The 25,962-nt window shown below is 52.8% G+C and carries 24 protein-coding genes; 10 read left to right on the top strand and 14 right to left on the bottom strand.

The genetic code is table 11. The annotated features are described in order from the left end of the window. Positions 1–103: 103 nt before the first annotated feature. The 3 genes from rsuA to K7X24_RS04285 all read left to right on the top strand — a co-directional run bounded on the left by rsuA (position 104) and on the right by K7X24_RS04285 (position 2,759). Positions 104–799, top strand: a complete 696-nt coding sequence (gene rsuA, locus K7X24_RS04295; protein WP_224553183.1) for a 16S rRNA pseudouridine(516) synthase RsuA — start codon at positions 104–106, stop codon at positions 797–799. A gap of 42 nt (positions 800–841) precedes the next feature. Further along, positions 842–2,032 (top strand): Bcr/CflA family multidrug efflux MFS transporter, encoded by a 1,191-nt coding sequence (locus K7X24_RS04290; protein WP_103940650.1) that lies wholly within the window; start codon positions 842–844, stop codon positions 2,030–2,032. A 382-nt stretch (positions 2,033–2,414) separates the two neighbouring features. Further along, a complete protein-coding gene (locus K7X24_RS04285; RefSeq protein ID WP_039485625.1) occupies positions 2,415–2,759 on the top strand; it encodes a YejG family protein in 345 nt (114 codons plus the stop codon). A gap of 41 nt (positions 2,760–2,800) precedes the next feature. Here K7X24_RS04285 and yejF read toward each other — a convergent pair whose 3' ends face one another. From yejF to K7X24_RS04250, 7 genes are all read right to left on the bottom strand, one after another. After that, a complete protein-coding gene (gene yejF, locus K7X24_RS04280) occupies positions 2,801–4,417 on the bottom strand; it encodes a microcin C ABC transporter ATP-binding protein YejF (protein WP_010294805.1) in 1,617 nt (538 codons plus the stop codon). Between the two features lies 1 nt (position 4,418). Next, on the bottom strand, positions 4,419–5,444 hold the full coding sequence (locus K7X24_RS04275; RefSeq protein ID WP_039489992.1) for an ABC transporter permease: 1,026 nt from the start codon (positions 5,442–5,444) through the stop codon (positions 4,419–4,421). Beyond that, complete coding sequence (locus tag K7X24_RS04270; RefSeq protein ID WP_224553181.1) at positions 5,441–6,538, bottom strand: microcin C ABC transporter permease YejB; 1,098 nt, start codon at positions 6,536–6,538, stop codon at positions 5,441–5,443. Before K7X24_RS04270 ends, K7X24_RS04275 begins: the two co-directional genes overlap by 4 nt. 9 nt (positions 6,539–6,547) lie before the next feature. Continuing rightward, complete coding sequence (locus tag K7X24_RS04265) at positions 6,548–8,356, bottom strand: extracellular solute-binding protein (RefSeq protein ID WP_224553179.1); 1,809 nt, start codon at positions 8,354–8,356, stop codon at positions 6,548–6,550. 345 nt (positions 8,357–8,701) lie between these two features. After that, complete coding sequence (locus K7X24_RS04260) at positions 8,702–8,911, bottom strand: hypothetical protein (protein ID WP_224553178.1); 210 nt, start codon at positions 8,909–8,911, stop codon at positions 8,702–8,704. Between the two features lie 29 nt (positions 8,912–8,940). After that, positions 8,941–9,564: a glutathione S-transferase family protein gene (locus tag K7X24_RS04255; protein WP_224553176.1), complete on the bottom strand. Its 624-nt coding sequence runs from the start codon at positions 9,562–9,564 to the stop codon at positions 8,941–8,943. Then, a complete protein-coding gene (locus K7X24_RS04250) occupies positions 9,561–10,958 on the bottom strand; it encodes an MFS transporter (protein WP_224553175.1) in 1,398 nt (465 codons plus the stop codon). The genes K7X24_RS04255 and K7X24_RS04250 overlap by 4 nt, the downstream gene beginning before the upstream one ends. Before the next feature lie 129 nt (positions 10,959–11,087). Here K7X24_RS04250 and K7X24_RS04245 point away from each other — a divergent pair, with 129 nt between their 5' ends. Further along, entirely contained in the window at positions 11,088–11,978 is an 891-nt protein-coding gene (locus K7X24_RS04245) for a LysR substrate-binding domain-containing protein (protein WP_224553173.1), read from the top strand. Positions 11,979–12,198: 220 nt separating this feature from the next. Here the strand turns inward: K7X24_RS04245 and mepS are convergent, their stop codons facing one another. The 4 genes from mepS to yeiP form a co-directional block, all read right to left on the bottom strand. Beyond that, complete coding sequence (gene mepS, locus K7X24_RS04240; protein WP_039357661.1) at positions 12,199–12,780, bottom strand: bifunctional murein DD-endopeptidase/murein LD-carboxypeptidase; 582 nt, start codon at positions 12,778–12,780, stop codon at positions 12,199–12,201. A gap of 316 nt (positions 12,781–13,096) precedes the next feature. Continuing rightward, a complete protein-coding gene (locus K7X24_RS04235) occupies positions 13,097–13,798 on the bottom strand; it encodes a phosphatase PAP2 family protein (RefSeq protein WP_103860950.1) in 702 nt (233 codons plus the stop codon). A gap of 38 nt (positions 13,799–13,836) precedes the next feature. Then, positions 13,837–14,823 carry a CobW family GTP-binding protein gene (locus K7X24_RS04230; protein ID WP_103940630.1) on the bottom strand — a complete coding sequence of 329 codons (987 nt, stop codon included), beginning with the start codon at positions 14,821–14,823 and terminating at the stop codon, positions 13,837–13,839. Positions 14,824–14,910: 87 nt separating this feature from the next. Beyond that, positions 14,911–15,483, bottom strand: coding sequence for an elongation factor P-like protein YeiP (gene yeiP / locus K7X24_RS04225; RefSeq protein ID WP_103860948.1), 573 nt, complete (start codon positions 15,481–15,483; stop codon positions 14,911–14,913). A gap of 161 nt (positions 15,484–15,644) precedes the next feature. Here yeiP and K7X24_RS04220 point away from each other — a divergent pair, with 161 nt between their 5' ends. Beyond that, a complete protein-coding gene (locus tag K7X24_RS04220; protein WP_107333004.1) occupies positions 15,645–15,899 on the top strand; it encodes a hypothetical protein in 255 nt (84 codons plus the stop codon). A gap of 10 nt (positions 15,900–15,909) precedes the next feature. On the opposite strand, the gene setB is transcribed toward K7X24_RS04220, so the two are convergent. Beyond that, complete coding sequence (gene setB, locus K7X24_RS04215; protein ID WP_040030963.1) at positions 15,910–17,088, bottom strand: sugar efflux transporter SetB; 1,179 nt, start codon at positions 17,086–17,088, stop codon at positions 15,910–15,912. Between the two features lie 334 nt (positions 17,089–17,422). On the opposite strand from setB, the gene fruB reads away from it, so the two are divergent. From fruB to fruA, 3 genes are read left to right on the top strand one after another with little or no spacing between them, the layout of a single operon-like run. Then, the gene (fruB, locus tag K7X24_RS04210) at positions 17,423–18,556 is read left to right on the top strand and encodes a fused PTS fructose transporter subunit IIA/HPr protein (RefSeq protein ID WP_212768527.1); all 1,134 of its coding nucleotides are present in this window, start codon (positions 17,423–17,425) and stop codon (positions 18,554–18,556) included. Next, positions 18,553–19,491: a 1-phosphofructokinase gene (gene fruK, locus K7X24_RS04205; RefSeq protein ID WP_014699594.1), complete on the top strand. Its 939-nt coding sequence runs from the start codon at positions 18,553–18,555 to the stop codon at positions 19,489–19,491. Before fruB ends, fruK begins: the two co-directional genes overlap by 4 nt. A gap of 18 nt (positions 19,492–19,509) precedes the next feature. Next, positions 19,510–21,201: a PTS fructose transporter subunit IIBC gene (gene fruA / locus K7X24_RS04200; RefSeq protein ID WP_224553171.1), complete on the top strand. Its 1,692-nt coding sequence runs from the start codon at positions 19,510–19,512 to the stop codon at positions 21,199–21,201. Positions 21,202–21,315: 114 nt separating this feature from the next. Here fruA and nfo read toward each other — a convergent pair whose 3' ends face one another. Both nfo and K7X24_RS04190 read right to left on the bottom strand, forming a co-directional pair. Then, positions 21,316–22,161: a deoxyribonuclease IV gene (nfo, locus tag K7X24_RS04195; RefSeq protein WP_224553169.1), complete on the bottom strand. Its 846-nt coding sequence runs from the start codon at positions 22,159–22,161 to the stop codon at positions 21,316–21,318. Between the two features lie 68 nt (positions 22,162–22,229). Beyond that, complete coding sequence (locus K7X24_RS04190) at positions 22,230–23,303, bottom strand: YeiH family protein (protein WP_224553166.1); 1,074 nt, start codon at positions 23,301–23,303, stop codon at positions 22,230–22,232. A gap of 120 nt (positions 23,304–23,423) precedes the next feature. On the opposite strand from K7X24_RS04190, the gene yieE reads away from it, so the two are divergent. Beyond that, the gene (gene yieE / locus K7X24_RS04185; RefSeq protein ID WP_040030890.1) at positions 23,424–24,296 is read left to right on the top strand and encodes a DNA-binding transcriptional regulator YeiE; all 873 of its coding nucleotides are present in this window, start codon (positions 23,424–23,426) and stop codon (positions 24,294–24,296) included. Positions 24,297–24,431: 135 nt separating this feature from the next. Then, positions 24,432–25,907, top strand: a complete 1,476-nt coding sequence (locus K7X24_RS04180; RefSeq protein ID WP_224553164.1) for an amino acid permease — start codon at positions 24,432–24,434, stop codon at positions 25,905–25,907. The last annotated feature ends 55 nt before the right edge of the window (positions 25,908–25,962 follow it).

Here is a 25,962-nt window from a genome sequence, read left to right as displayed (position 1 = left end):
GAATTGCAGGACGAGTGGGTAAAGCCCCGTTATACTACGGTCTCACAATTTAGGGTCTCACGATTTGAGACTGGCAGTTATTTGAGATAGGTAGTGAGTTTTAATGCGATTGGACAAATTTTTATCCCAGCAATTGGAAATTAGCCGCTCACTGGTAGCGCGTGAACTCCACGCACAGCGTGTTACCGTTGATGGTGAAGTGGTAAAAAGCGGCGCGTTCAAGTTATCCCCTGAGCATAATGTTGAGTTTGATGGTGAACCGTTGAAACAACAGAGTGGCCCGCGCTATTTCATGTTGAATAAGCCTCAGGGCTACGTCTGTTCAACGGACGATCCCGATCATCCTACCATTCTGTATTTCATGGATGTCCCGGTGGCGTACAAACTGCACGCGGCGGGGCGTCTGGATATTGATACCACTGGACTGGTACTGCTAACTGACGACGGACAATGGTCGCATCGCATTACCTCGCCTAAGCACCAGTGTGAAAAAACGTATCTGGTGACGCTCGAACAGCCGCTGGCCGAGGACACCGCCACGCAATTTACGGCGGGCGTGCAACTGCATAACGAGAAGAACCTCACCAAACCCGCTACGCTTGAGAAGATAACGGATTATGTTGTTCGACTGACGATTAGCGAAGGTCGCTATCATCAGGTGAAAAGGATGTTTGCTGCGGTGGGGAATCGGGTCGTTGAGCTGCATCGCGAACGTATCGGTGGCATCTGTCTGGATAGCGAACTGGAGCCGGGGGAATACCGGGAGTTAAGTGCTGAGGAGGTCGCCAGCGTAAAATAATGCATGCATAGCATGACCTTTTTTCTAAATCTGGAGTTATTAGTGCAATTACGCCGCTCTTCTCATTTCGGGCTGATTTTTATTCTTGGCCTGATTTCGATGCTAATGCCGTTAGCTATCGATATGTATTTACCTGCGTTGCCGACCATTGCTAACGAGTTTGGCGTGGGGGACGGGCATGTCCAAATGACGCTCAGCACCTATGTGCTGGGTTTTGCGATTGGCCAGATGTTCTACGGGCCGATGGCGGACAGTCTGGGACGTAAGCCTGTGATTCTCGGCGGTACGCTGGTTTTTGCGTTTGCAGGCGTGGCCTGTGCGCTGGCACAAACGGTAGAGCAGCTGATCTACATGCGTTTTTTGCACGGTGTCTCTGCTGCTGCGGCTGCAGTGGTGATCAATGCCCTGATGCGCGATATGTTCTCGCGGGATGATTTTTCTCGCATGATGTCATTTGTCGTGTTGGTGATGACCGTCGCACCGCTCATTGCGCCCATTGCTGGTGGCTGGCTGCTGCTGTGGTTTAGCTGGCATTCCATTTTCTGGACGATCTCTGGTGCGGCTTTTCTGGCGTCAGCGCTGATTTTCTTTTTTATCAAAGAAACTTTACCACCCGCTAAGCGGCAGAAATTTCATCTGCGCACCACCATCGGGAACTTTGCCATCCTGTTCCGCCACAAGCGGGTGTTCAGCTATATGGTGGCAAGCGGGCTTTCGTTTTGCGGCATGTTCTCCTTCCTGAGTGCCGGGCCGTTTGTGTATATCAATCTGTATGGCGTTTCTCCTCAGAATTTTGGCTACTATTTTGCCCTGAACGTCGTCTTTCTGTTTGTGGTGACGCTGTTTAACAGCCGTAATGTACGACGGCTGGGTGCGATGGCAATGTTCCGCACGGGGCTGGTCATTCAGTTTGTGATGGGAATATGGCTGGTGATCGTCTGCCTGTTCGATCTCGGCTTCTTACCGCTGGTGTTTGGCGTGGCACTGTTTGTCGGCTGTATTGCGATGGTGGCGTCGAATGCGATGGCGGTAATTCTCGATGATTTCCCGCATATGGCAGGGACGGCCTCGTCGTTGGCTGGCACGCTGCGCTTTGGTCTGGGCGCGATTGTAGGCGTTATCCTATCGCTAGCCTCATTCAATAGCGCCTGGCCGATGGTGCTATCGATGGCAATCTGTTCGATAGGTGCCTTTATGCTGTATCTGTACGCAACCCGTTCTCCCGCGTCCTGATTTTCCCTTCTTCTCAGATGCAGGAAAGATGTTCCTGCATCTGAGTCTGTTCTCTCTTATTCCTGATTGTCCTTCTTCAGGCGATACCTAGGCATAATTTTTTGTTTTGCTAATGTAAAATATTTGACCCAAAAGTGAACAAGTAGGCTGAAAAGGGTTGAGATATTAAATGGAAAAGGTTACATATAGCCGGAAAAGAAGAAAAATTCGTGATCGATTTGGCATTAATAGTCCTTGCAATCAGATCTGTTAGCCACTATCACGATATGAAAAAGCGTGTTTGTTGTTTTTTTGTTCGCTAAAAGTGGCAAGAAATGGTGTGAACACGCTACTATGATAAATATGTTACTATTTTGTGAATTATTACCTGAGGAAAACAGTAGTGGACAGTTTCCAACTTTCGGTAGTTCATCGTTTGCCGCAAAGTTATCGCTGGTTATCGGGTTTTGCAGGTATCAATGTTGAACCGATTCCGCTGAGCGGCAGAGAAGAAGACAACAACCTGATTGGCCTCAAACTGTTGAGCCACGATGGCGATATCGCATGGAACATCATGCGCCAGCTGAATCAATCCCTGTCTGAAATACAGGTTGAATGCGCCGTTCTGGAATGGGAAGGCGAACCGTGTCTGTTTTTGCATCGCAATGATGAAAGCACAGCAATGTGCCGTCTGAAGAATGTCGGTGTCGCTATCGCTGAGTCCGTATCGGCACAATATCCCTTTTAAACCGCAGCGTCAGCAGATTGGCGCTGCGGTATTCTCTCATTTTATGCCGACTGCGTTTCTGCCGTATAGGATGAGAACTGTAGCAGTTCCCGCGTGTAATGTTCGGCAGGGTGCGCGAATACCTGTTTGCATTCTCCCTGTTCGACCACTTCGCCTTGTCGCAACACAATAACCTGATGGCACAGAGAACGGATAACCTGTAAGTCATGGCTGATAAACAGGTAGGCTATTTTGTGCTTTTCCTGTAATGATTTCAGCAGCGCCAGAATTTGCGCCTGAACCGTTCTGTCCAGCGACGACGTGGGTTCATCGAGGATCAGCAGCTCGGGTTGCAGTATCAGCGCACGAGCGATAGCGATACGCTGGCGTTGGCCGCCGGAAAACTCGGATGGATAGCGGTAGCGAGTCGTGGGATCCAGCCCGACTTCCTGCATCGCCTCAATCACACGCTGGTCGAGCGCCTCTTTGCTTAACTTATGATGGACGGTCAATCCCTCCGCAATAATTTGCTCCACATTCAGTCGCGGGTTCAGCGCAGAGTTCGGATCCTGAAAGACAACCTGAATCCGGTGGCGGAAAGGTAGCATTTGCTTGCGGGTTAGTCCTTGCAAGGGCTGGCCGTCAAACCAGATATCACCGCGTGATTGAATCAGGCGCAGCAACGCTAATCCAGTCGTGCTTTTTCCTGAGCCGGATTCCCCCACCAGACCTAGGCTTTCGCCGCGTCTCAAGGTGAAGTTGATATTGTTCACTACCTGCTTTTCGTCAACGGTACGGCGCAAAAGACCACGTTTGATGGGAAACGAAACGTGCAGTTTTTCCACCCGCAAAAGAGGTTCGCCGTCATCCGTTACCGGAAGCGGCTCGCCTGACGGCTCTGCATCCAGCAACTGGCGCGTGTAGGGGTGCTGCGGTGCGCTGAAAAGCTGCTGGCAGCTATTGTGTTCCACCGCCTGACCCGCTTTCATGACCGACACGTTATCTGCCAACTGACGGACAATATTCAGGTTGTGGGTGATGAACAGTAAACTCATCCCCAGCTCCTGCTTCAGCTCGTTCAGCAATTTTAATATTTGCGCCTGAACGGTCACGTCTAGCGCCGTTGTGGGTTCGTCGGCAATCAGCAAATCCGGCTGTGTCAGCAACGCCATCGCAATCATGACACGCTGGCGTTCCCCGCCAGAAAGCTGGTGCGGGAAATCATTCAATCGGCTTTTAGCCTGCCGAATACCCACGCGATCCAGACAGGTGATGACTTCGCTGCGGGCTGCCTCGGTGCGCATGCCCCGATGGAGCGAAAGCACTTCAATCAGCTGTTTCTCAATGCTTTGCAAAGGGTTAAGCGACACCATTGGTTCCTGAAAGATCATCGCAATCCGATTGCCGCGTATCTGACGCAGTGTTTTTTCATCGGCGTGCAGCAACGATTGCCCCGCAAAGCGGATATCCCCCTGCGGATAAACCACGGGCGGAGAGGGGAGTAAGCGCAACACCGATAGTGCGGTGACGCTTTTCCCCGAACCTGATTCACCGACCAGCGCCAGCGTCTCACCTGCGTTTACTGCCAGTGAAAGCTGGTCGACAACGCGCTGCTCCTGATCGCCTTTGCGGAAGGCAATGCTGAGATTATCTATCTGCAATAAAGGTGAACTGGACATATTAATGCGCCTTGCTGGGGTCAAAGGCGTCGCGCACCGCTTCGCCGATAAAAATGAGTAAGGAAAGCACGATGGAAAGCACCATAAATACGGTAATGCCCAGCCACGGTGCCTGAAGGTTATTTTTCCCTTCCAACAATAAGGTGCCTAGTGATGGCGAGCCCATCGGCAGACCAAAGCCGAGAAAATCCAGCGATGTCAGCGTGGTAATCGAGCCGCAAAGAATAAAGGGCAGGTAGGTCAGCGTAGCGACCATCGCGTTTGGCAGCATGCAGCGGAACATAATGGCGCGGTCGCTGACGCCCATCGCCTGCGCCGCACGAATATAGTCAAAATTTCGGGTACGCAGAAATTCCGCCCGTACCACGCCAACCAGACTCATCCAGCCGAAAAGCACAGTAATGCCTAATAACCACCAGAAATCCGGCTGAATCACGCTGGACAGCAAGATAATGAGAAATAGCGTCGGCATGCCGGACCAAACTTCGATAAAGCGTTGCCCCCATAGGTCGAAACGTCCGCCGTAATAGCCCTGTGTCGCCCCGACGACGATACCAATCACGCTGGACAGGATCGTGAGCGCCAGACCGAACAGCAGTGAGATACGGAAGCCGTACATTACCTGGGCGACCACGTCTTTCCCCTGGCTGTCTGTGCCCAGCCAGTTTTGCCAGTCTGGCGCAGACGGGAAGGACGCTGTCGTGGCGTAGTTTATGGTGTCGTAGCTGTAGTGAATCAGCGGCCAAATAGCCCAGCCGTGGCTGCTAATACGCTCGGCGATATAAGGATCGCGGAAGTCAGCGGTGGTATCCAACTGTCCGCCGAATGTCCGCTCGCTGTGGTCAACAAGCACCGGCGTATAGAACTGGCCGTCATACTTCACCAGCAGCGGTTTGTCATTGGCGATTAATTCGGAAAACAGACTGACGATAAACAGCACCATGAAAATCCACAGCGACCAGTAACCGCGACGATTACTTTTAAAACGCGCCCAGCGCGCTTGATTAATCGGGCTTAAGCGGCTCATTGGCGTCCCTCAAAATCGATACGCGGATCCACCAGCGTATAGGTGATGTCGCTGACGATATTCAGCAATAAGCCGATCAGCGTGAAAATGTACAGCGTGCCGAACATGACAGGATAGTCACGTTGCAGCGTGGCGTCATAGCCCAACAAACCCAGCCCGTTGAGCGAGAACATCACCTCAATCAGCAGCGAACCGGTGAAAAACATACTGATAAACGTGGCGGGGAAGCCGGCAATTACCAGCAGCATGGCATTACGGAATACGTGACGGTAGAGAATGCTCTTCTCATCCAGCCCTTTAGCGCGCGCGGTAACCACGTACTGCTTGCGAATTTCATCCATAAAGGAGTTCTTGGTGAGCATCGTTAGCGTGGCGAAACCGCCAATGACGGAAGCCAGAACCGGTAGCGCGATATGCCACAAGTAATCGGTAATCTTGCTGTGCCACGGTAGGGTGTCAAAATTGCTGGAAACCAGCCCTCGAAGCGGGAACCAGTCCAGATAACTGCCGCCTGCGAACAGCACAATCAAAATGATCGCAAACAAAAACGCCGGAATGGCATAGCCGATAATGATTAACGTGCTGCTCCAGGTATCGAACGGTGTGCCGTTCTTCACGGCTTTTTTGATGCCAAGCGGAATGGAGATCAGGTAGACGATCAGCGTACTCCACAGCCCCAGCGTGATCGAAACCGGCATGCTCTCTTTAATGAGTTGCATCACCGAAGAGCCACGGAACAGGCTGTCGCCGAAGTCAAAACGCACGTAATCCCACAGCAGGGTAAAGTAGCGCTCATGGATCGGTTTATCGAAACCATAGCGCTTGGTGATTTCCTCGATAACTTCCGGGTCAAGCCCGCGCGAACCCCGATAAGCATTCTCGATGTTGGGCGCGCCGCTGGTGCCTGTTCGTGCCATTCCGGCATCCATTCCGCTACTGGCGGTATAACCACTGCCGTGGCCCATTTCAATTGCCGCGATGGCTTGATCTACCGGGCCGCCGGGGGCAATTTGCACAATGAAGAAATTAATTGTGATGATCGCCCACAGGGTTGGAATGACCAGCAAGAGGCGGCGTAACAGATACGTTCCCATTTTGATTCCTTAACGTCGCTCTGCGGGCAGCGTAGCCGCCTGTTTGGTATCGAACCACCAGCCATCAAAACCAAGCGAATAGGCCGGGCGTACAGCAGGCATAGCAAACTTGTTCCAATAGGCGAAACGGTCATGATTGGAATACCACATCGGGATCATGAGCTGATTCCAAGTCAAGACTCTGTCCAGCGCGCGGCCTAATGACAGCAACGGGACTTTCTGCCCCTGATGCTTAACGATTTCCGCGATGAGCGAATCAATCGCGGGATCGCTGACGCCAGAAGTATTGTAGGTTGAGTCGATATACTGCGAGCTCCAGCGCATTTGCAGGCTGTCATCGGGGTAGATGAACGCGGGGTACACCGTTGCCGTCATATCTAAATCGCGTTTGCGCAGGCGACTGTTGAACTGCGTGCTGTCGATGTTACGCACGTTCATGGTGATACCGAGTTTTTTCAGGCTCTGTTGAAAAGGCAGGACATACTGCGAGTTGCCGGCGCTTGGCAGCAGCAATTCAAACGTAAACGGCTGTCCGGTTTTGCTATTGACCAGCTTTTGATCTTTCAATTCCCAGCCAGCCTCTTCCAGCAGTTTGAGTGCCTTCAGCCAGTTTTGTCGATCATAGCCGCTGCCGTCGGAGAAGGGCGGTTGATAACTGGGGCCAAAGACCTCGGCCGGCACCTTGTCCTTCAGCGGTGTCAACCATGCCAGTTCCTCTGCACTGGGTTCGCCTTTAGCGGCATACTCCGTATTCTGGAAATAGCTGTCGGTACGCTGATAGGCGTTGTAATACAGCGCCTTGTTCATCCAGTTGAAGTCAAATGCCAGCGCTAGCGCCTGACGCACGCGTCTATCCTGAAACAGCGGTCGCTGGATATTGAATACCAGCCAGCGCGTAGACTGAGCGGATTGATTGACCTGATCCTGTTTGATGATGTAGCCGCGCGCAAAGTTGCCGCCCTGATATTGCGTCGCCCAATGCTTTGGCGAGCCTTCTTCACGCAGATCGAAAGCTCCAGCTTTAAAGGCTTCCAGTGCAACGCTGTCGTCGAGATAGTAGTCGTAGCGGATTTTATCGAAATTGTACTGGCCTTTATTTACTGGCAAGTCGGCACCCCAATAATCTTTCACGCGTGAATAGGTGACATATTGGCCGGTACGATAGGCGGTGATGCGGTAAGGGCCGCTGGCGGGTGGCGGATACGATAGCGGATCGCTGAGTTTATGATTCTTCCAGAATTTCTCCGGCATGATGGGCAATGTCATCAGACTGAATATGCGGTTTTTGTCGGATACGGGAAAATCGAAGCGCACAGTCAGCGGTGCAACGGCCTTGGCGGTGACATCTTTAAAGTAGATGCGAAACTGCGGCACGCCCTGCGTCATAAACATATTGTAGGTAAACGCGACGTCAGCTGCCATGATTGGTGTGCCGTCATGAAAGCGGGCTTTGGGATTCATCTCGATTTCAATCCAGCGGAAATCCGCCGAATGGCGTGTTGTCAGGGCGACCAGCGGATAATAGCTGCCGGGTTCGTCATCAGAGGAAACAAAGAGCGAATCGTAGAGGCGTTCAGTACGTGCCGCTGCCACGCCACGTAGCGCGTAACGGTTGAAATTGTCAAAGGTACCCAGTGAGCTGAGAGTGATGCTACCGCCTTTGGGAGCATCAGGATTGACGTAATCAAAATGGCTGAAGTTCTTGGCATATTTGGGTTCCCCCAAAAGTGCAAAGCTGGTGCTGTTCTCAGTCGTCTCGGCATGCGCCCCAAGATGGGCCGTGCAAAGCAATACGGCAGCGATAACGCGCTTTAACATCTGACGGTAATCTCCTGCGAGTGGACGTTCTCTGGTTGGTTATCGTCTGATGCAGACAGACATGCCATACCGTAACGTCAACAATGCCGATTTTCTCGGCATAAAGTTCTTGAAATAATTAACATTCCCATCGGGAAGTTACGTGTTTTCTTTTTATCATGAAATCAGGTGATAATCCTACCTTAATCACGGCCTGCTAATGTTTCAGGTTGTTGAGTCAGTCATATTTTGCGCAGTATGCCGCAGAAGAGGGGGAAGCAGCGGTATTTGGGGGCTTTAAATCGGAAGGATTCGTCTACAAATGTCAGTTTAAGGGGGGCGCAAAGGCCCCCCTCATTCAGGCTATCACCACGGAGTTGCGAGCACTGGCGACTCCTCGTGCGATGGGAAATGTGGCAGCACGTCTTCAGCCAACACACGCATATCGCCTTTGTAGAAACGTAGCGGCAAGAATATTCCGATGGTCAATCGGTCAGGGGCTAACATCCGCCGATAATCCGGATGTGTGGAAAACGTGGCAAAAGAAGCACCGCCTGAAACCTGGATAGCAGTCATGATTAGTATGTCCTTGAGTAGTCTCTGATTCATGCGCCCGTTGCAGGGGTGGGGAGCGTGATGCCCTTGCACACAGCGGGTCTTGCCGCCACACGCTCATGCCAGTCAGTCAGGTGCTGATATGCACTGAAGTCAAAATCGATGACTCGCGCAATGTGCGTCCAACCGAAGTGGGCGATATCTGCGATGGAATAGTCATCGCCAGCCAGATAAGGGTGTTCGGCCAGTCGGGCATCTAATGTGGCAAACGCGTCATGGGTCAGGTGACGATAGCGTGCGATGTTGGCGGGCTGCCTATCTTGGGCGAACAGCTCAAAATGCACCCTCTGACCCATGATCGGCCCAACGCTTGCGGCATGAAACACCAGCCATTGGATGGCCTCCCAGCGCTTCCTGGGCTCTGCTGGGAGTAGTTGCCCCGTTTTCTCTGCCAAGTACAGTAGGATGGCTGCTGACTCGAACAATGTGATTCCCGTCTCGTTGTCTTTGATCACAGGAATGCGCCCGTGCGGATTGAGACGCAGGAACTCGGGTTGCCTATGTTCCCCATTGTCGATGTGGATGTGGTGCAAGGTGTACAGTAAGCCTAGTTCTTCCAAAGCAATGGTGATCTTGAAGCCGTTGGGCGAGCTGTCGGTGTAAAGCTGAATCATCGTGCGATCTCCACAACGGCCGTCTTACTCGGCAGGACAAGCGCCGCGCAGGCTAAACCGACCACTACCAAGCTAGCAGACACTAAGACGGCATAGCTGAAGCCTTGCGCAGCGCTGCCCCCATTAGCGAGCACCGCGATGCTGACTGCGACGCCAACTGCCAAGCCGATGGCGGAACCGACCTCTTGTGTTGTCGTGAGCATGCCGCCAGCTACACCGTGATCGACGGCATCAATCCCTTCGATACCAGCCACCGTCCAAGCGGGGAACGCGATGCCGTAACCGATGCCAGCCAGCAGGGTGCCGGGCAGGATGGATGTGCTCCATGAGGCATCAGACGTCAGTGATGCGCCCAGCAAAGCTAGCCCGCCGATGAACAACGTCAGGCCGCCCAGAATGACGGGTTTGGTGTCCATCTTGGCGATCAGTGCTGGGCCAGCCCAGGCACTTGCCAACGTGAAGGCCGTTGCCATCGGGAGCAGCCCCAGCCCTGTCTGCGTGGCGGTGAAGCCTAGGATTTCCTGCATGTAGAGCGCAATGACCACGAAGGTCGGGCCTAGAGCGGTATTCGCCAGCAATGACACCAGATTGGCACCTCCCGTCATACGCCGCCAGAAGATAGAGAGAGGCATCAACGGAGCTTCAACCTTACTTTCCACCCAGATGAACAGCGCCAGCAATCCCAGAGCCAGACCGATTAGCCCGAATGTGGCAGGAGAAGACAGACCGACATGTTCGCTATTGGCAAAGGCATAGACCAATGTTGCAGCACCTGCGGCGACCAGCAGCGCACCCCCAATGTCCAATTGTCGGGCAATTGTCTTGGTCTCGGGCTTACCATGCGGTAAGGCACCAGCCAAGGCGATGACCAACAGGCCGACAGGGACGTTGATCCACAACACCCAGCGCCAGCCCATCAAGTCGGTAATGATACCGCCCAGAATCAGACCCGCGACAAACCCACTGGCAGCTACGGCTGTCCAGGCCCCAAGCGCACGATTACGCTGCCTCTGTTCGGGAAACACGGCCAGAAGTAATGAAAATGCAGAGGGTGAAAACAATGCAGCGCCAAATCCCTGTAAGGCGCGGGTGGCGATCAGCATCATAGGGCTCTGTGAGAAACCGCCGAGCAAAGAACCGACAGTAAAAATTGCCAGCCCAATCAGGAACATGCGCCGACGGCCAAACATATCGGCGGCACGCCCACCCAGCAGTAGGAACCCTGCAATGGCTACACCATAGGCATTGATGACCCATTGCAATGCGCCCGGTGTGAAGCCTAGGCTGTCCTGAATCTGCGGCAAGGGAATCATGGTGATGGAGAAGTCGAGTAAGGCGACGAACTGCGTCGTGCAAAGCAGAATCAGGCAAAGTCGCCAGCGTGGATTGTTCATATAAGCTCCCAAGTTAATATACTTTATCTAAACCTATCTATTACTTCTAAACAGACGGTATGATGGGCGCTAGGCTCCGTTATCGGAAACGATCATTTCTTCTCTTGAAATTTAGGAAAACTAAATCTGATGGTAATATCGCTCCCACTGTTGGCGTTGCGCACCTTTGTTGAGGTTGGGCAGCGAGGTAGCATCAAGGCTGCGGCTGAAGCACTGAACGTGACGTCTGGCGCAGTTAGCCAACAGATTCGGGTGCTGGAAGAGCGGGTTGGGGTGGTGCTTTTCACACGAGAGCGCCAGGGGCTGCGGCTCACTGAGGCGGGGGCTGATGTTCATCCCTCGCTGCTTCAGGCTTTTGAGCAAATCGAAAAAGCAGTGCAGACTTTAGATCAGATTAAGGCCCGCCAGACCCTGACAGTCAGCACGGTTGCCACTTTTGCGGCATCATGGCTGGTGCCGCGTCTGGGCCGATTCAACCATCGCCATCCGCATATTGAGGTACGGGTCGAGGCGACCTCTGCCGTGGTAGACATGCGGCGAGATCGTGTCGATGTAGCACTGCGGCATGGGTTGGGTGTCTACCCAGGTCTGGATGTTACTCGGCTGATGGCCCCTGTACTGGTGCCGGTGGCTTGCCCTGGATTGGTTACTACGGATGCGACACTCAAAGAACCTGAAGATTGCCTGGCTTACCCGTTGTTACACGATAGCGATCGTGCAGACTGGCCGCTTTGGCTTGCAGCGCATGGGGTTGCCGAAGACCCTCGCGCCGAGCGAGGTACAGCGTTTGAGGATGACTTCCTGTTGATCCGTGCGGCGGAAGCTGGCCAGGGACTTGCGTTAGTGCCGTTAGAGTATGCGGAAGATGAAATTGCTGCGGGACGCTTGGTGCAGGTGCTCGACAAACCGTGGCCCGCACGGTTCGCCTATTATGTGGTGACGAAACCGGGTGCCATGCAGCGGCAAGAGGTCAAGGCGTTTGTGGACTGGATCTTGGAAGAAGCTCAGGGTATTGCATGACGCGAGCCGCCCGACCGCGTGGTCAGGTATCGCTCTAAGATTTTGATAATCCTGCTGGGGCAAGTCCAGATAGGGTCAAGCGAATTTCGGAAATGGGTCATGGTGAAATAAAAAAACGCCGCTTATGGTGATAAGCGGCGTTGATGTCGTCTGGTTTCGTTGGCTAACAGCAAAGGTCTTTTATTAACAGAACAATATCACAGCAAGGGAGAGATATTGTTTAGCTGGTTTTTCCTTTACTCAGGACACGGCGTCCTTCTTGATAACGCTTATTCCAGTAGTCTTCGGTCATCTTGGAAATGATGACACCACTGCTGGTTGACGCGTGGACGAACTGATCGTTGCCGAGATAAATGCCAACGTGGCGGCCGGTTGAACCTGCACGGAACAGAACAAGATCGCCAACACGCAGTTTGCTGCGCTGAATTTGCTGGCCCATTTCTTGCTGTTCATAAGTTGAACGCGGTAAATCCATACCAAACTGTTCGCGGAAGGTGCGCTGAACGAAAGCTGAGCAGTCAATGCCACGGCGACTATCACCGCCTAAACGGTAACGAACACCTTTCCAACTGGCATATTGGTTAAGTAACTTGGATTTGATATCCACGTTACGAACCAGTGCTTCAAATTCATCCTGAGAGGCTTGCAGTAAAAGACCATCTTTATCATTAACTGCATGCATATCAGTTTGAGCTTTATTGTTGTATGCACTATTACTTCCACATGCGGAGAGCATCATTGCTACCGCGACGGCAGGCACTGCCCGCCAGATATATCTCAGAATCGGTTGAGACTTGACCATTGTTGTTATGTTCCCTTGCTGTCCTTAACGATAAATATCGCTATGTAGTATCCCCATTTCATTGGGGTATAAATGCCAAACGAAAACGAGACTAAATCAGAGTTTCTTCTTAGCCAAACACTCATCGGCGAAAGTGTGCCGGAATGCACATTATTTCTCTTGCCGCCGCTAGTTCAGTATGCGCTAAAAAGCAAACTTGAACGAGACTACCGCAACAGAAGCAGGATTGCGAGCAGTTTTAACTATTTTATTTATAAGATTTAATGATGTATTCAGCTAAAAAAAGTCGATGTAAAAAATCTGAAACCATGTGAATTTATACTGTCGATTTTTTAGGTAATAGTCGGTTTAACAGGGCAATAGCGGCATCACTTGCTGGCGTTAATAGCCACCAGCTTAGCCCGACCAGAACAACGGAGAGCGAACCGACGGCAATATCGGTAAACCAATGTGCACCAATCATGATGCGAGGCAATGAGAAAATCACCATGATGGCCAGACCGATAGCGAAAGCGGTGCGGGTAAAATAACGCAGCATAAACGCAGCAAAGATCATCAGCATCATGCCGTGGTCGCCGGGGAAGCTGTCAGATGAAGCATCTTTGGTCGGAATGCCGGTTAAATCTGATACGCGGTTGACGTCACTAAAATAGAGGGTCGGGCTGGCGTGTTGCACCGGTAATAAATGTCCTGCCTGATTCAGCACGACGGCAGTTAACAGCATGACAACACCGAGGATCAACAAACGGCGACGCTCTGTGGGCGTAGCTTTTAGATAAAACGACAGATACAGCAACCCCATCGCAACGAGCGCACAGCCGTCAAACGCACGGTTATTAGTAATAGCAACCAGATGTAAAAACGTCGGGCTATCAACCAAGAGGCGGTTGAAATAGAAAAAAATATGGCTGTCGAGCGTGAGCCAAAAACCATGATTTTCCGGTAGATACCAGGATAAAAACAGGCCGATGCCCAATACATTGAGCATTAAAATAGAAGAAAAACGAACAAATGACATAAGGCAAAAAATCCAAACAAAGACGAAAAAACTCCAGTTTAGTCCACGTTAGCTAAACGAGCCTTTAACAGCGAGGCTTGTAACGTATTCCATTCTGCTGGTGTTTCATTAATGACTTCGATACGGCTATCAATCGGTGCCGCCGATCGGGTTTCTATATGAAGATCGTGTCCCTGACGGTTCACAACGAGCGTCCCTTCTTTTATACGCATCACCCCTTTAACCCGGCTTACGGGAGAAAGACGGACCCAGTCCAGCAGAGCGGCGGTATCAAAAGCGGTTTCAGGTGCGAATATCCAGCCACAGGCGTGGTATCCCTGTCCCTGATTGAGAGAGCGTCGCCAGGATTGTCCACTCGGTAATTGCAACGCGGCCAAGTTATTTTTTGGCTTATGCGCGTGGTGGTGGGTGCCATCCGGCAGTTCACGTATGTTGTGTCGAGGCTGATCGAGTTGCTGCCTGTCAACGTTTCCCTGATTAGCCTCGATAATTTGCCGACCAGCGCCGCTTGTCTGCTGCCACTGCTGTAAGGCCGCGAGATCGTCGGCGGTATAAGTATCGCGCTTGTTGGCGATAATAATGTCAGCGGCGGCAAGCTGATCGCGGAAGTTCTCATTTTCCGTATAGCGAGCATCACTCAATTGACGCGCATCCAGCAGACACAGCGTAGCCTGTAATGTCAGCCAGGGCTGATAGATATCACTCGTCAGCAAGGAGAGAATTTGTTTCGGGTGGCCGAGTCCCGTAGGCTCGATGAGCAACCGATGGGGCTTCTTCTGTTGCAGCAACATATTCAGGCCAACCTGCATCGGCAAGCCGTTTACGCAGCACATGCAGCCACCGGGAATCTCTTTCAACACCGCGCCGCTGTCCGCCAGTAGCGCACCGTCAATGCCCACTTCACCGAATTCATTGACTAGCACCGCCCAGACTTCGTCCTCAGGCTTTTGCGACAGAAGATGCCGAATCGTGGTGGTTTTTCCACTACCCAGAAACCCTGTAATCAAATTGACTTTTGTTAGCACGGTAGGCTCCTAATGCGGGGGAAGGTTGACGTGTGCCGGATAGGTCATCCGGCGACAAGTATTGTGCGTGAAGCACAATGTAGAATGTTAGTCTGCGCGACCCATGTAGCGACGTTCTGGAATATGAATACGGATCTTTTCACCCGCGCTCAGATATTCTGGAACGGGGATAACCAGACCGGTGCTCATGGTAGCAGGTTTGTTGCGTGAACTGGCAGAGGCGCCTTTAATGCCCGGTGCCGTCTCAACAATTTCCAGATCGACCGTTTGTGGCAGTTCCAGCGCGATGATTTGGCCGTCCCAGCTCAATACTTGAATTCCCGGCATCCCGCCTTCAGGGATAAACAGCAACTCTTCTTCTATTTGATCTTTTTTGAAGAGGTAAGGTGTGTAATCCTCATCATCCATAAAGACGTATTCGTCGCCGTCAATATAAGAGAAGGTGACCGTGCGGCGCGTCAGCGTGATGGTATCGATAATGTCGTCGCCTTTAAAGCGCTCTTCCACTTTCAAACCTGTACGGACATCAGAAAAACGCATTTTGTACAGCGTACTGGCTCCGCGGGCGCTAGGGCTCTGGACGTCGATGTCCTTTACCAGCAATAACTTGTCGTTATAGTTAACGACCATTCCGCGTTTAACTTCGTTCGCTCTTGCCATAAAAATTACCTGCTATAAGGAGTGTGATTTTTGTGGCGACACGTTACTCGCGCCGGAGAGTTCAGGCAAGTATAAGATGAAGGGGCTGATATTGGTTTTTGGTAGAAGGGCTGTTATGGTGGCGCTCTCTACTTCTTGTCAGCCCACCGGAGAGCTTGCTGATGGACTGTCGCCCCCATTGCGGTGCCTGCTGTATTGCGGCATCGATTTCAACGCCAATGCCGGGCCTGCCGCACGGCAAACCTGCAAACACGCCCTGTATTCATCTTGATGACGCGATGCGTTGCGGGCTGTTCTATTCGCCATTGCGGCCTGCGGTTTGCGCGGGGCTAAAACCGCGCGCGGATATGTGTTTCAGCCATCGTGATGAGGCGATGATTTACCTGCTGAAACTGGAAGCCGACACCGCCCCTTAATGTGCAGCGATCAGGCGTCTTTGATGCGCCACATACAATAGATGGAGCCGGTGATCATCAGCAGCGCGAAGAAGAAGACGGCGTGATAGTTCCAGATTTCAGCAACAATCCCAGCTAGTGAGCCAGAGATGATCCAGCCAACGCGTGTCGTATTGGTAAACAGCGTGGTTGCCGCACCTGCCTGTCCTGGCATCAAATCCTGAAAGTAAAGCATGCCGATTCCGGCCAGAATGCCAATAAAGATCGCGTTCAGTACCTGTAACGCCAGCAGCGCTATTTCGCCATTGAGAACCAGCAAGCCGCCGAAGAACAGTAAACCGGAGGCAACGGCAAGCCGCATCAGGAAGCGTTTACCGAAGCGTTTGGCAACGTAGCCAGCAATCAGCATCACCGGAATCTCCAGCCCGGCAGCTACGCCCATCATGATGCCCGCTAGTTTCTCTGGCAGATGCAACTCATGCACCAGATACAGCGGCATATTAATGAGGTAAATGCCGTTGCAGGTCCACATCAAGGTACACGCCACGAATAGCAAGAGCGTATCACGGCGGTTGCGGCGCGGTGATTCCAGTGTGGAAGTGGTCTTTTCCACGGCTTTGGGCATGGAAGGCAGAAAGAGTTTGACCAGAATGCCGCACAAGATAAAGACGACCGCGGCGGTCAGATACATCGTCGTGAAGCCGAATCCCAGTGCCAGCGCAAAGGCGATGGGCGGGCCGACAACCCAGGCGAGAGAAATTTGCGCGCGGAGGATGGAGCTGAACATCGCCGCTTCACGCCCAGTTTTATCCGCGTGCTCCCGCGCCAGCGCAAAAAGCTGTGGATTCGCGGTCGAGCCAAAGCTGCTCAGCAACACGCCGATAAAGAGCAGAATAAAGTAGTTTCGGTTCCATGCAAACAGCATGCAGGCGAGGGCGCCCAGCAGGCAGCAGACGAAAATCAGCGATTTGCGATCGCCCTGACGGTCCGAACGCGTGGCCAGCATTTGGCTGACGACAATACCGATAACCGCGCTGCCGGTATAAAACATCCCGACTAAGAAAGGACGAACCTGTACTTCGCTGGAAAGAAAGAGGCTGAGCGTAGGAAGTTGCAGGGCACCGGCCGTTCCGGTCAGGAAGGCTATAACTAAAAATGCTGACGATGTCAGGTCGAGCGGACGTCGCGTTGTATTTGCAGGAGTGAACATAAATTGATAGCGCTTGGAAAATAGGCAGAGGCTGTCGAGCGCGACATAGTACTCGGGTTTATAATGAAACAGAAATCTTGTTTCATTATTTTTCGTCAGCACGACTTCAGCCATTCGGTGATTTTTGTTGGCGGGCTGTGCGTTATCCACGTTAAAATGTGCGTGATGTCAAAGTTCTGTTACGTCAGCAGCGTAGAAAGCTTGCATAAATGACGTAATAGAATGAGACTTTTGAAACGTTTCAGCGGAATTTTTTTTGAAACGCCCTAACAATCGACACATTTTTTTCTCATAAAAGCTGAAACGATTCAACTTTCAGCAAGAGAGGAGTGCCATGTTCCAGTTGTCACAGCAAGATATTCATTTGGGCGCAGCGGCCAGTAATAAGCAGGAAGCTATCCAGCTTGTTGCTTCAGCACTGACCGAGGCCGGGTGCGTTAACGCAGGGTATGTCGACGGCATGCTACAGCGCGAACAGCAAACATCCACCTATTTGGGAAGCGGCATTGCTATCCCTCACGGCACAACCGATACCCGCGATCTGGTATTGAAGACCGGGGTTCAAGTATTTCAATTTCCTCAGGGTATTTCCTGGGGTGAAGATCAAACCGCCTACGTGGTGTTGGGGATTGCAGCCCGTTCTGATGAACACCTTGCGTTGCTGCGTCAACTGACCCACGTCCTGAGCGACGATCGCGTAGCGGCACGTTTGGCAAGCACAACGTCAGCAGAAGAATTGCGTAGCCTGCTGATGGGCGAGCAGCAACTGGCGGAGTTCCGCTTTGATACCTCACTGATTGCGCTGGATGTGGCGACCGATAATCTGTTGACGCTTCAGGCACTGAACGCCGGCCGTCTTCAGCAGGTTGGTGCAGCAGACGCCAGCTTTGTCAGCACCGCAGTCAGCAATAAGCCGCTGAATTTGGGGCAAGGTGTGTGGTTCAGCGATAGCGCTGTCGGCAACCTCAACAGCGCGGCTGCGGTGGCACGTCCGGCTACGCCTTTCAGCGTTGACGGCGAAAACGTCGCTTTACTGGTGACGGTAGCTGCGGCTGACGATCAGGCTTTTGCGCCGATTGATTACCTGAGCAACCTGCTGATTGCGCAAAAAGCGGAACGTCTGCTGACGGCTGACGCACCGACGCTGCTGGCCCTTTTGACCAGCGACGTACCGGAAGAGAGCGAAGTGCTGACGGCAGAATTTAGCATTCGCAACGAACACGGCCTGCACGCGCGTCCGGGCACCATGCTGGTGAACGTGATCAAGCAGTTCAGCAGTGACATCACCGTCACCAATCTGGACGGCACAGGCAAACCGGCAAATGGCCGCAGCCTGATGAAAGTCGTCGCGCTGGGCGTGAAGAAAGGTCACAAATTGCGTTTCACCGCGAGCGGTAGCGATGCAGAACAAGCATTGGCCGCGATTGGCGAAGCGATTACGTCCGGTTTGGGCGAGGGGGCAGCATGAGCAGGAGAGTAGCCACAATCACCCTGAATCCAGCTTATGACCTGGTTGGCTATTGCCCAGAAGTTGAGAAAGGCGAAGTCAATCTGGTTCAGACTGCGGGTCTGCACGCCGCAGGCAAAGGTATCAACGTTGCCAAGGTGCTGAAAGATCTCGGGATTGATGTCACGGTAGGTGGCTTTCTGGGTAAAGACAATCAGGATGGTTTTCAGCAATTGTTCAGCGAGCTGGGCATTGCCAACCGTTTCCAGGTTGTGCCAGGACGTACGCGTATTAATGTCAAATTAACCGAAAAAGATGGCGACGTAACCGACTTCAACTTTTCCGGTTTTGAAGTGACACAGCAGGATTGGCAGCGTTTCGTCAATGACTCGCTGAGCTGGCTTGGGCAGTTCGACATGGTCGCGGTGAGCGGCAGCTTGCCTGCTGGCGTCGATCCTGATGCGTTTACCGACTGGATGTCGCGTCTGCGCACGCAGTGTCCTTGTATTATTTTCGACAGCAGCCGTGAAGCGCTGGTGGCGGGACTGAAAGCCTCTCCTTGGTTGGTGAAACCAAACCGCCGGGAGCTGGAGATATGGGCTGGGCGTAAATTACCTACGCTGGCTGATGTGGTGGATGCCGCCCACGCGCTGCGTGAGCAGGGTATCGCGCATGTTGTGATCTCACTGGGCGCGGAAGGCGCGCTGTGGGTGAACGCATCGGGTGCGTGGCGGGCATTGCCACCGGCTTGTGATGTGGTAAGTACGGTAGGTGCGGGCGACTCCATGGTTGGGGGGTTGATTTATGGCTTATTAATGCGTGAGTCCAGTGAGCACACTCTGCGTTTGGCTACGGCGGTTTCAGCGCTGGCCGTCAGCCAAAGTAATGTTGGTATTACCGATCGTCCTCAGTTGGCCGCAATGATGGCGCGTGTCGACCTCAAACCCTTTAACTGATACAGCAGGAGATAAACAATGAAAACGCTGCTGATTTTGGATAAATCACTGGGCCTGGCGAGAAGCCAACTGGTGAAGAACCTACTCGGCGCTGCCGCTGCGAAAGCAGGGGTGACGTTTACAGAACAAGCTAACGACGCTGAACTGGCGATCGTTCTGGGTGCATCCGCTGCGGCAGATAGCGCACTGAATGGCAAGCAGGTTTATGTCGGTGATATCGAACTGGCTGTTTCGCAGCCGGAAGCCTTCTTGGCGAAAGCGCAGGCTGAAGCCACGGTCTATCAGGCCGCTGCGTCAGCTCCTGTTCAGCAGCCCGCAGCTGCCAAGCGTATTGTTGCAATAACGGCGTGCCCGACTGGCGTCGCGCATACGTTTATGGCGGCAGAAGCGATTGAAAGCGAAGCAAAAAAACGCGGCTGGTGGGTCAAAGTGGAAACGCGTGGCTCCGTTGGCGCGGGCAATGCGATTACCCCTGAAGAAGTTGAACAGGCCGATCTGGTGATCGTCGCTGCGGACATTGAAGTCGATCTGGCGAAGTTTGCCGGTAAGAAAATGTATCGCACGTCGACCGGACTGGCACTGAAGAAGACGGCGCAGGAGTTAGATAAAGCGCAGGCTGAAGCTAAAGTATATCAGCCATCCGGGCAAGCCAGTGCGTCAAGCGCTAGCGAGTCTGGTCAGAAAGGCGGGGCAGGCCCGTATCGTCACCTGTTGACCGGCGTGTCTTACATGCTGCCGATGGTGGTGGCGGGCGGTCTGTGTATCGCACTCTCGTTTGTCTTCGGTATTGAAGCCTTTAAACAGGAAGGTACGCTGGCAGCGGCGCTGATGAAGATCGGCGGCGGTTCTGCTTTTGCGCTGATGGTGCCAGTGCTGGCAGGCTACATCGCATTCTCCATTGCGGATCGTCCGGGCTTAACGCCGGGTCTGGTTGGCGGGATGTTGGCGGTGAGTACGGGGGCGGGCTTCCTCGGTGGGATCATTGCCGGTTTCCTGGCGGGTTATATTGCCAGAGCGATCAACAATAAACTGATTCTGCCGCAAAGTTTGACTGCGCTAAAACCGATCCTGATTATCCCGCTGTTCGCCACGTTGGCGACGGGTCTTATCATGATTTACGTCGTTGGTACGCCAGTGGCGAAAATCCTGACTGGCCTGACAGGCTGGCTGCAATCCATGGGTACGGCGAATGCGGTGATTCTGGGTGCAATCCTGGGTGCGATGATGTGTACGGATATGGGCGGGCCGGTTAACAAAGTGGCTTACGTCTTCGGTACGACCTTGCTCAGTAGCCAGATTTACGCGCCGATGGCCGCCGTTATGGCAGCTGGTATGGTGCCACCGTTGGCAATGGGTCTGGCGACCGTGCTGGCAAGCAAGAAATTCAACCCGACCGAGCGTGAAGGTGGTAAAGCGGCATTTGTACTGGGCCTATGCTTTATTTCCGAAGGGGCGATTCCTTACGCGGCGCGTGATCCAATGCGCGTTCTGCCTTGCTGCATCATCGGTGGGGCACTGACTGGTGCGCTGTCAATGGCGGTGGGCGCTAAGCTGATGGCACCACACGGTGGTCTGTTCGTGCTGTTGATTCCTGGTGCGATTACCCCAGTTATTGGCTACCTGTTAGCGATCATTGCGGGAACCGCAGTGGCTGGTGTGCTGTACGCGCTGCTGAAACGTTCTGATGAACAACTGGCGAAAGTCGCGTAAGTCTGATTATCATCGTGAATAAAAAGTAATGCCATAACACAAGGATGTGAATGAGAGAGCGCCAGTTGGGTAAACCAACTGGCGCTTTTTACTATTATGGAGTCAAGAAGCTAGTTAGCGCTGCGCTTCGGATTTGAGCCAGGCAATTTCGTCGGCCCAGATATCGGGGTTGATCGTTTCCAGAATCATCGGGATACCGTCAAAACGGGCATCTTTCATGATGTAGCTGAAAGCGGTTTTGCCAATATTGCCTTCCCCCAGGCTATGGTGTCGGTCAACGCGACTGGCGAACGCGCTTTTGGCATCATTCAAATGCATTCCGCGCAGATAGCGAAAACCAACAATACGATCGAATTCAGAGAAGGTGGCTTCGCAATCGGCTTCTGTCCGCAGGTCGTAGCCACCGGCGAAGGCGTGGCAGGTATCGATACAGACGCCGACGCGGCTTTTATCTTCTACGTCGTCGATGATGGCCGCCAGATGCTCAAAGCGGAAACCCAAATTACTGCCTTGCCCGGCGGTATTCTCAATCACGGCGGTGACGCCATCCGTTTCCGCCAGCGCGATGTTGATAGACTCGGCGATACGTGCCAGACAGTCCGCTTCCTCTATCTGTTTCAGATGGCTGCCGGGGTGAAAATTCAGCAGGCTTAGCCCAAGCTGCTGGCAGCGCGACATTTCATCAATAAACGCGATGCGAGATTTCTCCAGCGCCTCGGCGTCCGGGTGACCTAGATTAATCAGATAGCTATCGTGCGGCAAAATCTGTGCTGGCGTATAGGCGTACTGTTCACAGGCGGCTTTAAAACGGTCGATGACCTCTGTGCTGAGCGACGCGGCCTGCCATTGGCGCTGATTCTTGGTAAATAAAGCGAAAGCCGTCGCCTGTATCTCATGTGCGCGAATCACGGCCTGATCGACCCCGCCAGATGCGCTAACGTGCGCCCCGATGTATTTCATGTTGGTCTCCTCTGGTAACGGAGACATTATGCAGGTTAATGAGACGTTAACAGGTAAATAATTTATCGTTAGCCGAATAAATGTTCGAAGAACAGATTAATGCCCGCACCGCCAACGACCAGCCAGAGAAACAGAACGAGTGCCAGCAGCAGCGGCTTTGCACCTGCCTGCTGGATGGCGCTGAATCGGGTTGTGAGCCCTAGCGCCACCATCGCCATGGTCAACAGTACATTATCGAGTTGTACCAGCTGTGTGACGAGTGTGGGAGAAAGTAGCTGGAAAGAATTGAAGGCGGCTACGGCGATAAACCCCAGCGCAAACCACGGGAACATCAGTGGAATCGCGTCTTGCGCGTCATTTTTTTGCGCCGTTCTTTTCAGGTAAAACCCAAGAATGAGAAGGAAAGGAGCCAGCATCATCACGCGCAGCATCTTGCTGATGACGGCGATGTTTTCCGTCGCGCCATCGATGGCATGCCCGGCGGCAACGACCTGAGCAACTTCATGTATCGTCGAGCCGAAGTACAGACCTACGATCTGCGGTGTGACGTCAATCCAGTGATGTTCGAGATTAAGCTGATAGAGCCACGGATACAAAAACATCGCCGTCGTACCGAAAATCACCACGGTGGAAACGGAGACGGCAATCGCATTGCTGGACGCTTTGACCACGGGCGCGGTTGCCATGATCGCCGCCGCACCGCAGATGCTGCTGCCAGCACCGATGAGCATCACGGTCTCATTGTCGAGTTTCAGCCAGCGCTTGCCTATCCAGCAGGCGAGTAAAAACGTCAACGTGACGACGGTAAGATCGACTGCAATACCGGTAAAGCCAACGGCCGCAACCTGCTGAAAGCTGAGGCGAAAACCATAAAGTATGATGCCCCAACGGAGTAAATGCTGTTTGGCCCACTGCACGCCTGGGTCACACAGCGGATGAAGACGCGGATAAACGCTATTTCCCAGCACGATCCCACTCAAGATCGCCAATGTCAGCGAACCCGGTCCCCAATGGGCGATTTTCGGAATATTTGCCAGCCAGAGGAGCGAAAAAGTAATTAAACTTACTAACAGCAGACCGGGTAATCGCGCTTTTGCTCCATCGGGCGGGTCTATCGTGTGTAATGTCGCAGGAAGAGCCATGGGTTTGGTGCCTATTCTGACCGTACCGAAAATTGAGAAGCCAGCTTATAATCCATGAGATTAAAAGAGAAATTGATTATATATTTATAACCTATAAGTATTTTAGATAAAGAGCGCACTATGCATATCACGTTACGTCAACTGGAAGTCTTTGCCGAAGTCCTGAAAAGTGGTTCAACGACACAGGCCTCCGTTGTGCTTGCCCTGTCTCAATCGGCTGTCAGCGCGGCTCTGGCGGATTTAGAAGGGCAGTTGGGTGTTCAACTTTTCGACCGCGTGGGTAAACGTCTGGTGGTTAATGAACATGGCCGCCTGCTGTATCCCAAGGCACTGGCACTGCTTGAACAGTCGATGGAAATTGAGCAACTGTTCCGGCGTGATAACGGAGCGCTACGTGTCTATGCCAGCAGCACCATCGGCAACTATTTATTGCCTGCGATGATTGCCCGCTATCGTCATGACTACCCTGACATTCCGCTGGAGCTGCATGTTGGCAATACGAAAGATGTGATCACCCGCGTATCTGAATTCAGTGTCGATTTGGGCTTGATCGAAGGGCCTTGCCATCACCCCGATTTGATTACACAGCCCTGGCTGGAAGATGAGCTGGTGGTGTTTTGTTCTCCCGAACATCCGCTCAGCCGCGGTTCTGCCTCATTAACGGCGCTGGCGGATGCGCACTGGATCCTGCGTGAACGTGGCTCAGGCACGCGCGAAGTGCTGGATCACCTGCTGCTGACGCACCTGTCGCATTTCCATCTGGTGATGGAATTAGGTAATTCAGAGGCGATTAAGCATGCGGTTCGCCACGGGATTGGCATCAGCTGCCTGTCGCGGCATGTCATTGCCGAGCAGTTGGCGTCCGGTTCGCTGGTGGAGTTGAAGGTGCCGCTGCCTAAACTCACGCGGACGCTGTATCTGGTTCATCACCGACAGAAGCATCTTTCAAATGTGCTGCAGCGTTTCTTGAGTTATTGCTGCGAAACGCCATAGCGAAAATATTTTCTGCTGCTAATAATCGGACGCGAGTTATTAAGCTCTCTTATAACTCGACGATCTTAACTATTCAGCACAACGCTATTTGCTACAATCCCGCCTCGATTTTTAGCACGAGCACGCAGGATAACAATGGCTCAGCACGATATTCAACAAACTACACAGGGCGCACCGACCCTGCGCCGTGAACTGAAAGCACGGCATTTAACGATGATCGCCATTGGCGGATCGATTGGCACTGGGTTATTTGTCGCGTCTGGTGCGACGGTTTCACAAGCAGGCCCGGGTGGCGCACTTCTGTCTTATGCCTTGATTGGGCTGATGGTTTACTTCTTGATGACCAGTCTGGGTGAGCTGGCGGCGTTTATGCCGGTTTCTGGTTCGTTCTCCAGCTACGGTTCCCGCTATGTAGAAGAAGGGTTCGGTTTCGCGCTGGGTTGGAACTACTGGTACAACTGGGCGGTGACCATCGCGGTCGATCTGGTGGCGGCGCAACTGGTGATGGGATATTGGTTCCCTGACGTCTCCGGCTGGATCTGGAGTGCGTTGTTCCTGGCGCTGATGTTCCTGCTTAACTACATTTCCGTGAAAGGATTTGGCGAAGCGGAATACTGGTTCTCACTGATTAAAGTGGTCACGGTCGTCGTTTTCATTGCCGTTGGCGTGATGATGATTACGGGCATCATGAGCGGTGCGGAAAATGCTGGATTCCACAACTGGGAAATTGGCGATGCGCCGTTTGCTGGCGGCTTCTCTGCCATGATCGGTGTGGCGATGATCGTCGGCTTCTCTTTTCAGGGGACGGAACTGATCGGGATAGCTGCTGGGGAATCTCAGGAGCCGAGTAAAAATATTCCACGTGCCATCCGTCAGGTTTTCTGGCGCATTCTGTTGTTCTACATCTTCGCGATTCTGATTATCAGCTTAATCATTCCGTATACCGATCCGAACCTGCTGCGTAATGATGTAAAAGACATTACGGTAAGCCCGTTCACGCTGGTGTTTGAGAATGCGGGCCTGCTGTCTGCGGCGGCGGTGATGAATGCGGTCATCCTGACGGCGGTGCTGTCGGCGGGTAACTCCGGGATGTACGCCTCTACACGTATGCTGTTTACGCTGGCATCGGAAGGTAAAGCGCCGCGCATTTTCGCCAGGCTGTCAAAAGGCGGTGTGCCGCGTAATGCACTGTACGCCACTACCGTGGTAGCGGCGCTGTGTTTCCTGTCTTCTTTATATGGCAACCAAACCGTTTACCTGTGGCTGCTGAATACCTCCGGTATGACAGGCTTTATTGCCTGGCTGGGGATCGCGATTAGCCATTACCGTTTCCGTCGTGGCTATGTCATGCAAGGACATGATCTGAACCGTTTGCCTTATCAATCGCGTTTCTTCCCGCTCGGGCCGATCTTCGCGTTTGTGCTCTGTCTGATCATCACGCTGGGGCAAAACTATCAGGCGTTTCTGGAAGATAAAATCGACTGGTATGGTGTGACGGCGACGTACATCGGTATCCCGCTGTTCCTGCTGATTTGGTTCGGTTATAAGCTGTATCGTGGAACGCGTTTCGTTAAGTATCAGGATATGACGTACCCCGATCATAAAGACTAAATCGTAAGAATGCGGTTAACGGGCGACTCCCTGACGGGTGTCGCTTTTTTTATTG

It is taken from the genome of Pectobacterium versatile (assembly GCF_020166435.1).
GTDB lineage: Bacteria > Pseudomonadota > Gammaproteobacteria > Enterobacterales > Enterobacteriaceae > Pectobacterium > Pectobacterium versatile.
Note: the sequence above shows the minus strand (reverse complement) of the source record. Positions and strands in the feature narration are given on the sequence as shown.

Excerpts from the sequence above, each read along its gene's own strand:
- K7X24_RS04250 (WP_224553175.1), bottom strand. The coding sequence starts at position 10,958 with ATGAACAATCCACGCTGGCGACTTTGCCTGATTCTGCTTTGCACGACG.
- setB (WP_040030963.1), bottom strand. The coding sequence starts at position 17,088 with ATGTTCACTCCTGCAAATACAACGCGACGTCCGCTCGACCTGACATCG.
- K7X24_RS04220 (WP_107333004.1), top strand. The coding sequence starts at position 15,645 with ATGGACTGTCGCCCCCATTGCGGTGCCTGCTGTATTGCGGCATCGATT.
- yejF (WP_010294805.1), bottom strand. The coding sequence starts at position 4,417 with ATGTCCAGTTCACCTTTATTGCAGATAGATAATCTCAGCATTGCCTTC.
- K7X24_RS04245 (WP_224553173.1), top strand. The coding sequence starts at position 11,088 with ATGGTAATATCGCTCCCACTGTTGGCGTTGCGCACCTTTGTTGAGGTT.
- fruB (WP_212768527.1), top strand. The coding sequence starts at position 17,423 with ATGTTCCAGTTGTCACAGCAAGATATTCATTTGGGCGCAGCGGCCAGT.
- fruK (WP_014699594.1), top strand. The coding sequence starts at position 18,553 with ATGAGCAGGAGAGTAGCCACAATCACCCTGAATCCAGCTTATGACCTG.
- K7X24_RS04255 (WP_224553176.1), bottom strand. The coding sequence starts at position 9,564 with ATGATTCAGCTTTACACCGACAGCTCGCCCAACGGCTTCAAGATCACC.
- K7X24_RS04180 (WP_224553164.1), top strand. The coding sequence starts at position 24,432 with ATGGCTCAGCACGATATTCAACAAACTACACAGGGCGCACCGACCCTG.
- K7X24_RS04190 (WP_224553166.1), bottom strand. The coding sequence starts at position 23,303 with ATGGCTCTTCCTGCGACATTACACACGATAGACCCGCCCGATGGAGCA.
- K7X24_RS04265 (WP_224553179.1), bottom strand. The coding sequence starts at position 8,356 with ATGTTAAAGCGCGTTATCGCTGCCGTATTGCTTTGCACGGCCCATCTT.
- K7X24_RS04270 (WP_224553181.1), bottom strand. The coding sequence starts at position 6,538 with ATGGGAACGTATCTGTTACGCCGCCTCTTGCTGGTCATTCCAACCCTG.
- K7X24_RS04275 (WP_039489992.1), bottom strand. The coding sequence starts at position 5,444 with ATGAGCCGCTTAAGCCCGATTAATCAAGCGCGCTGGGCGCGTTTTAAA.
- yeiP (WP_103860948.1), bottom strand. The coding sequence starts at position 15,483 with ATGGCAAGAGCGAACGAAGTTAAACGCGGAATGGTCGTTAACTATAAC.
- mepS (WP_039357661.1), bottom strand. The coding sequence starts at position 12,780 with ATGGTCAAGTCTCAACCGATTCTGAGATATATCTGGCGGGCAGTGCCT.
- K7X24_RS04260 (WP_224553178.1), bottom strand. The coding sequence starts at position 8,911 with ATGACTGCTATCCAGGTTTCAGGCGGTGCTTCTTTTGCCACGTTTTCC.
- fruA (WP_224553171.1), top strand. The coding sequence starts at position 19,510 with ATGAAAACGCTGCTGATTTTGGATAAATCACTGGGCCTGGCGAGAAGC.
- yieE (WP_040030890.1), top strand. The coding sequence starts at position 23,424 with ATGCATATCACGTTACGTCAACTGGAAGTCTTTGCCGAAGTCCTGAAA.
- rsuA (WP_224553183.1), top strand. The coding sequence starts at position 104 with ATGCGATTGGACAAATTTTTATCCCAGCAATTGGAAATTAGCCGCTCA.
- K7X24_RS04235 (WP_103860950.1), bottom strand. The coding sequence starts at position 13,798 with ATGTCATTTGTTCGTTTTTCTTCTATTTTAATGCTCAATGTATTGGGC.
- nfo (WP_224553169.1), bottom strand. The coding sequence starts at position 22,161 with ATGAAATACATCGGGGCGCACGTTAGCGCATCTGGCGGGGTCGATCAG.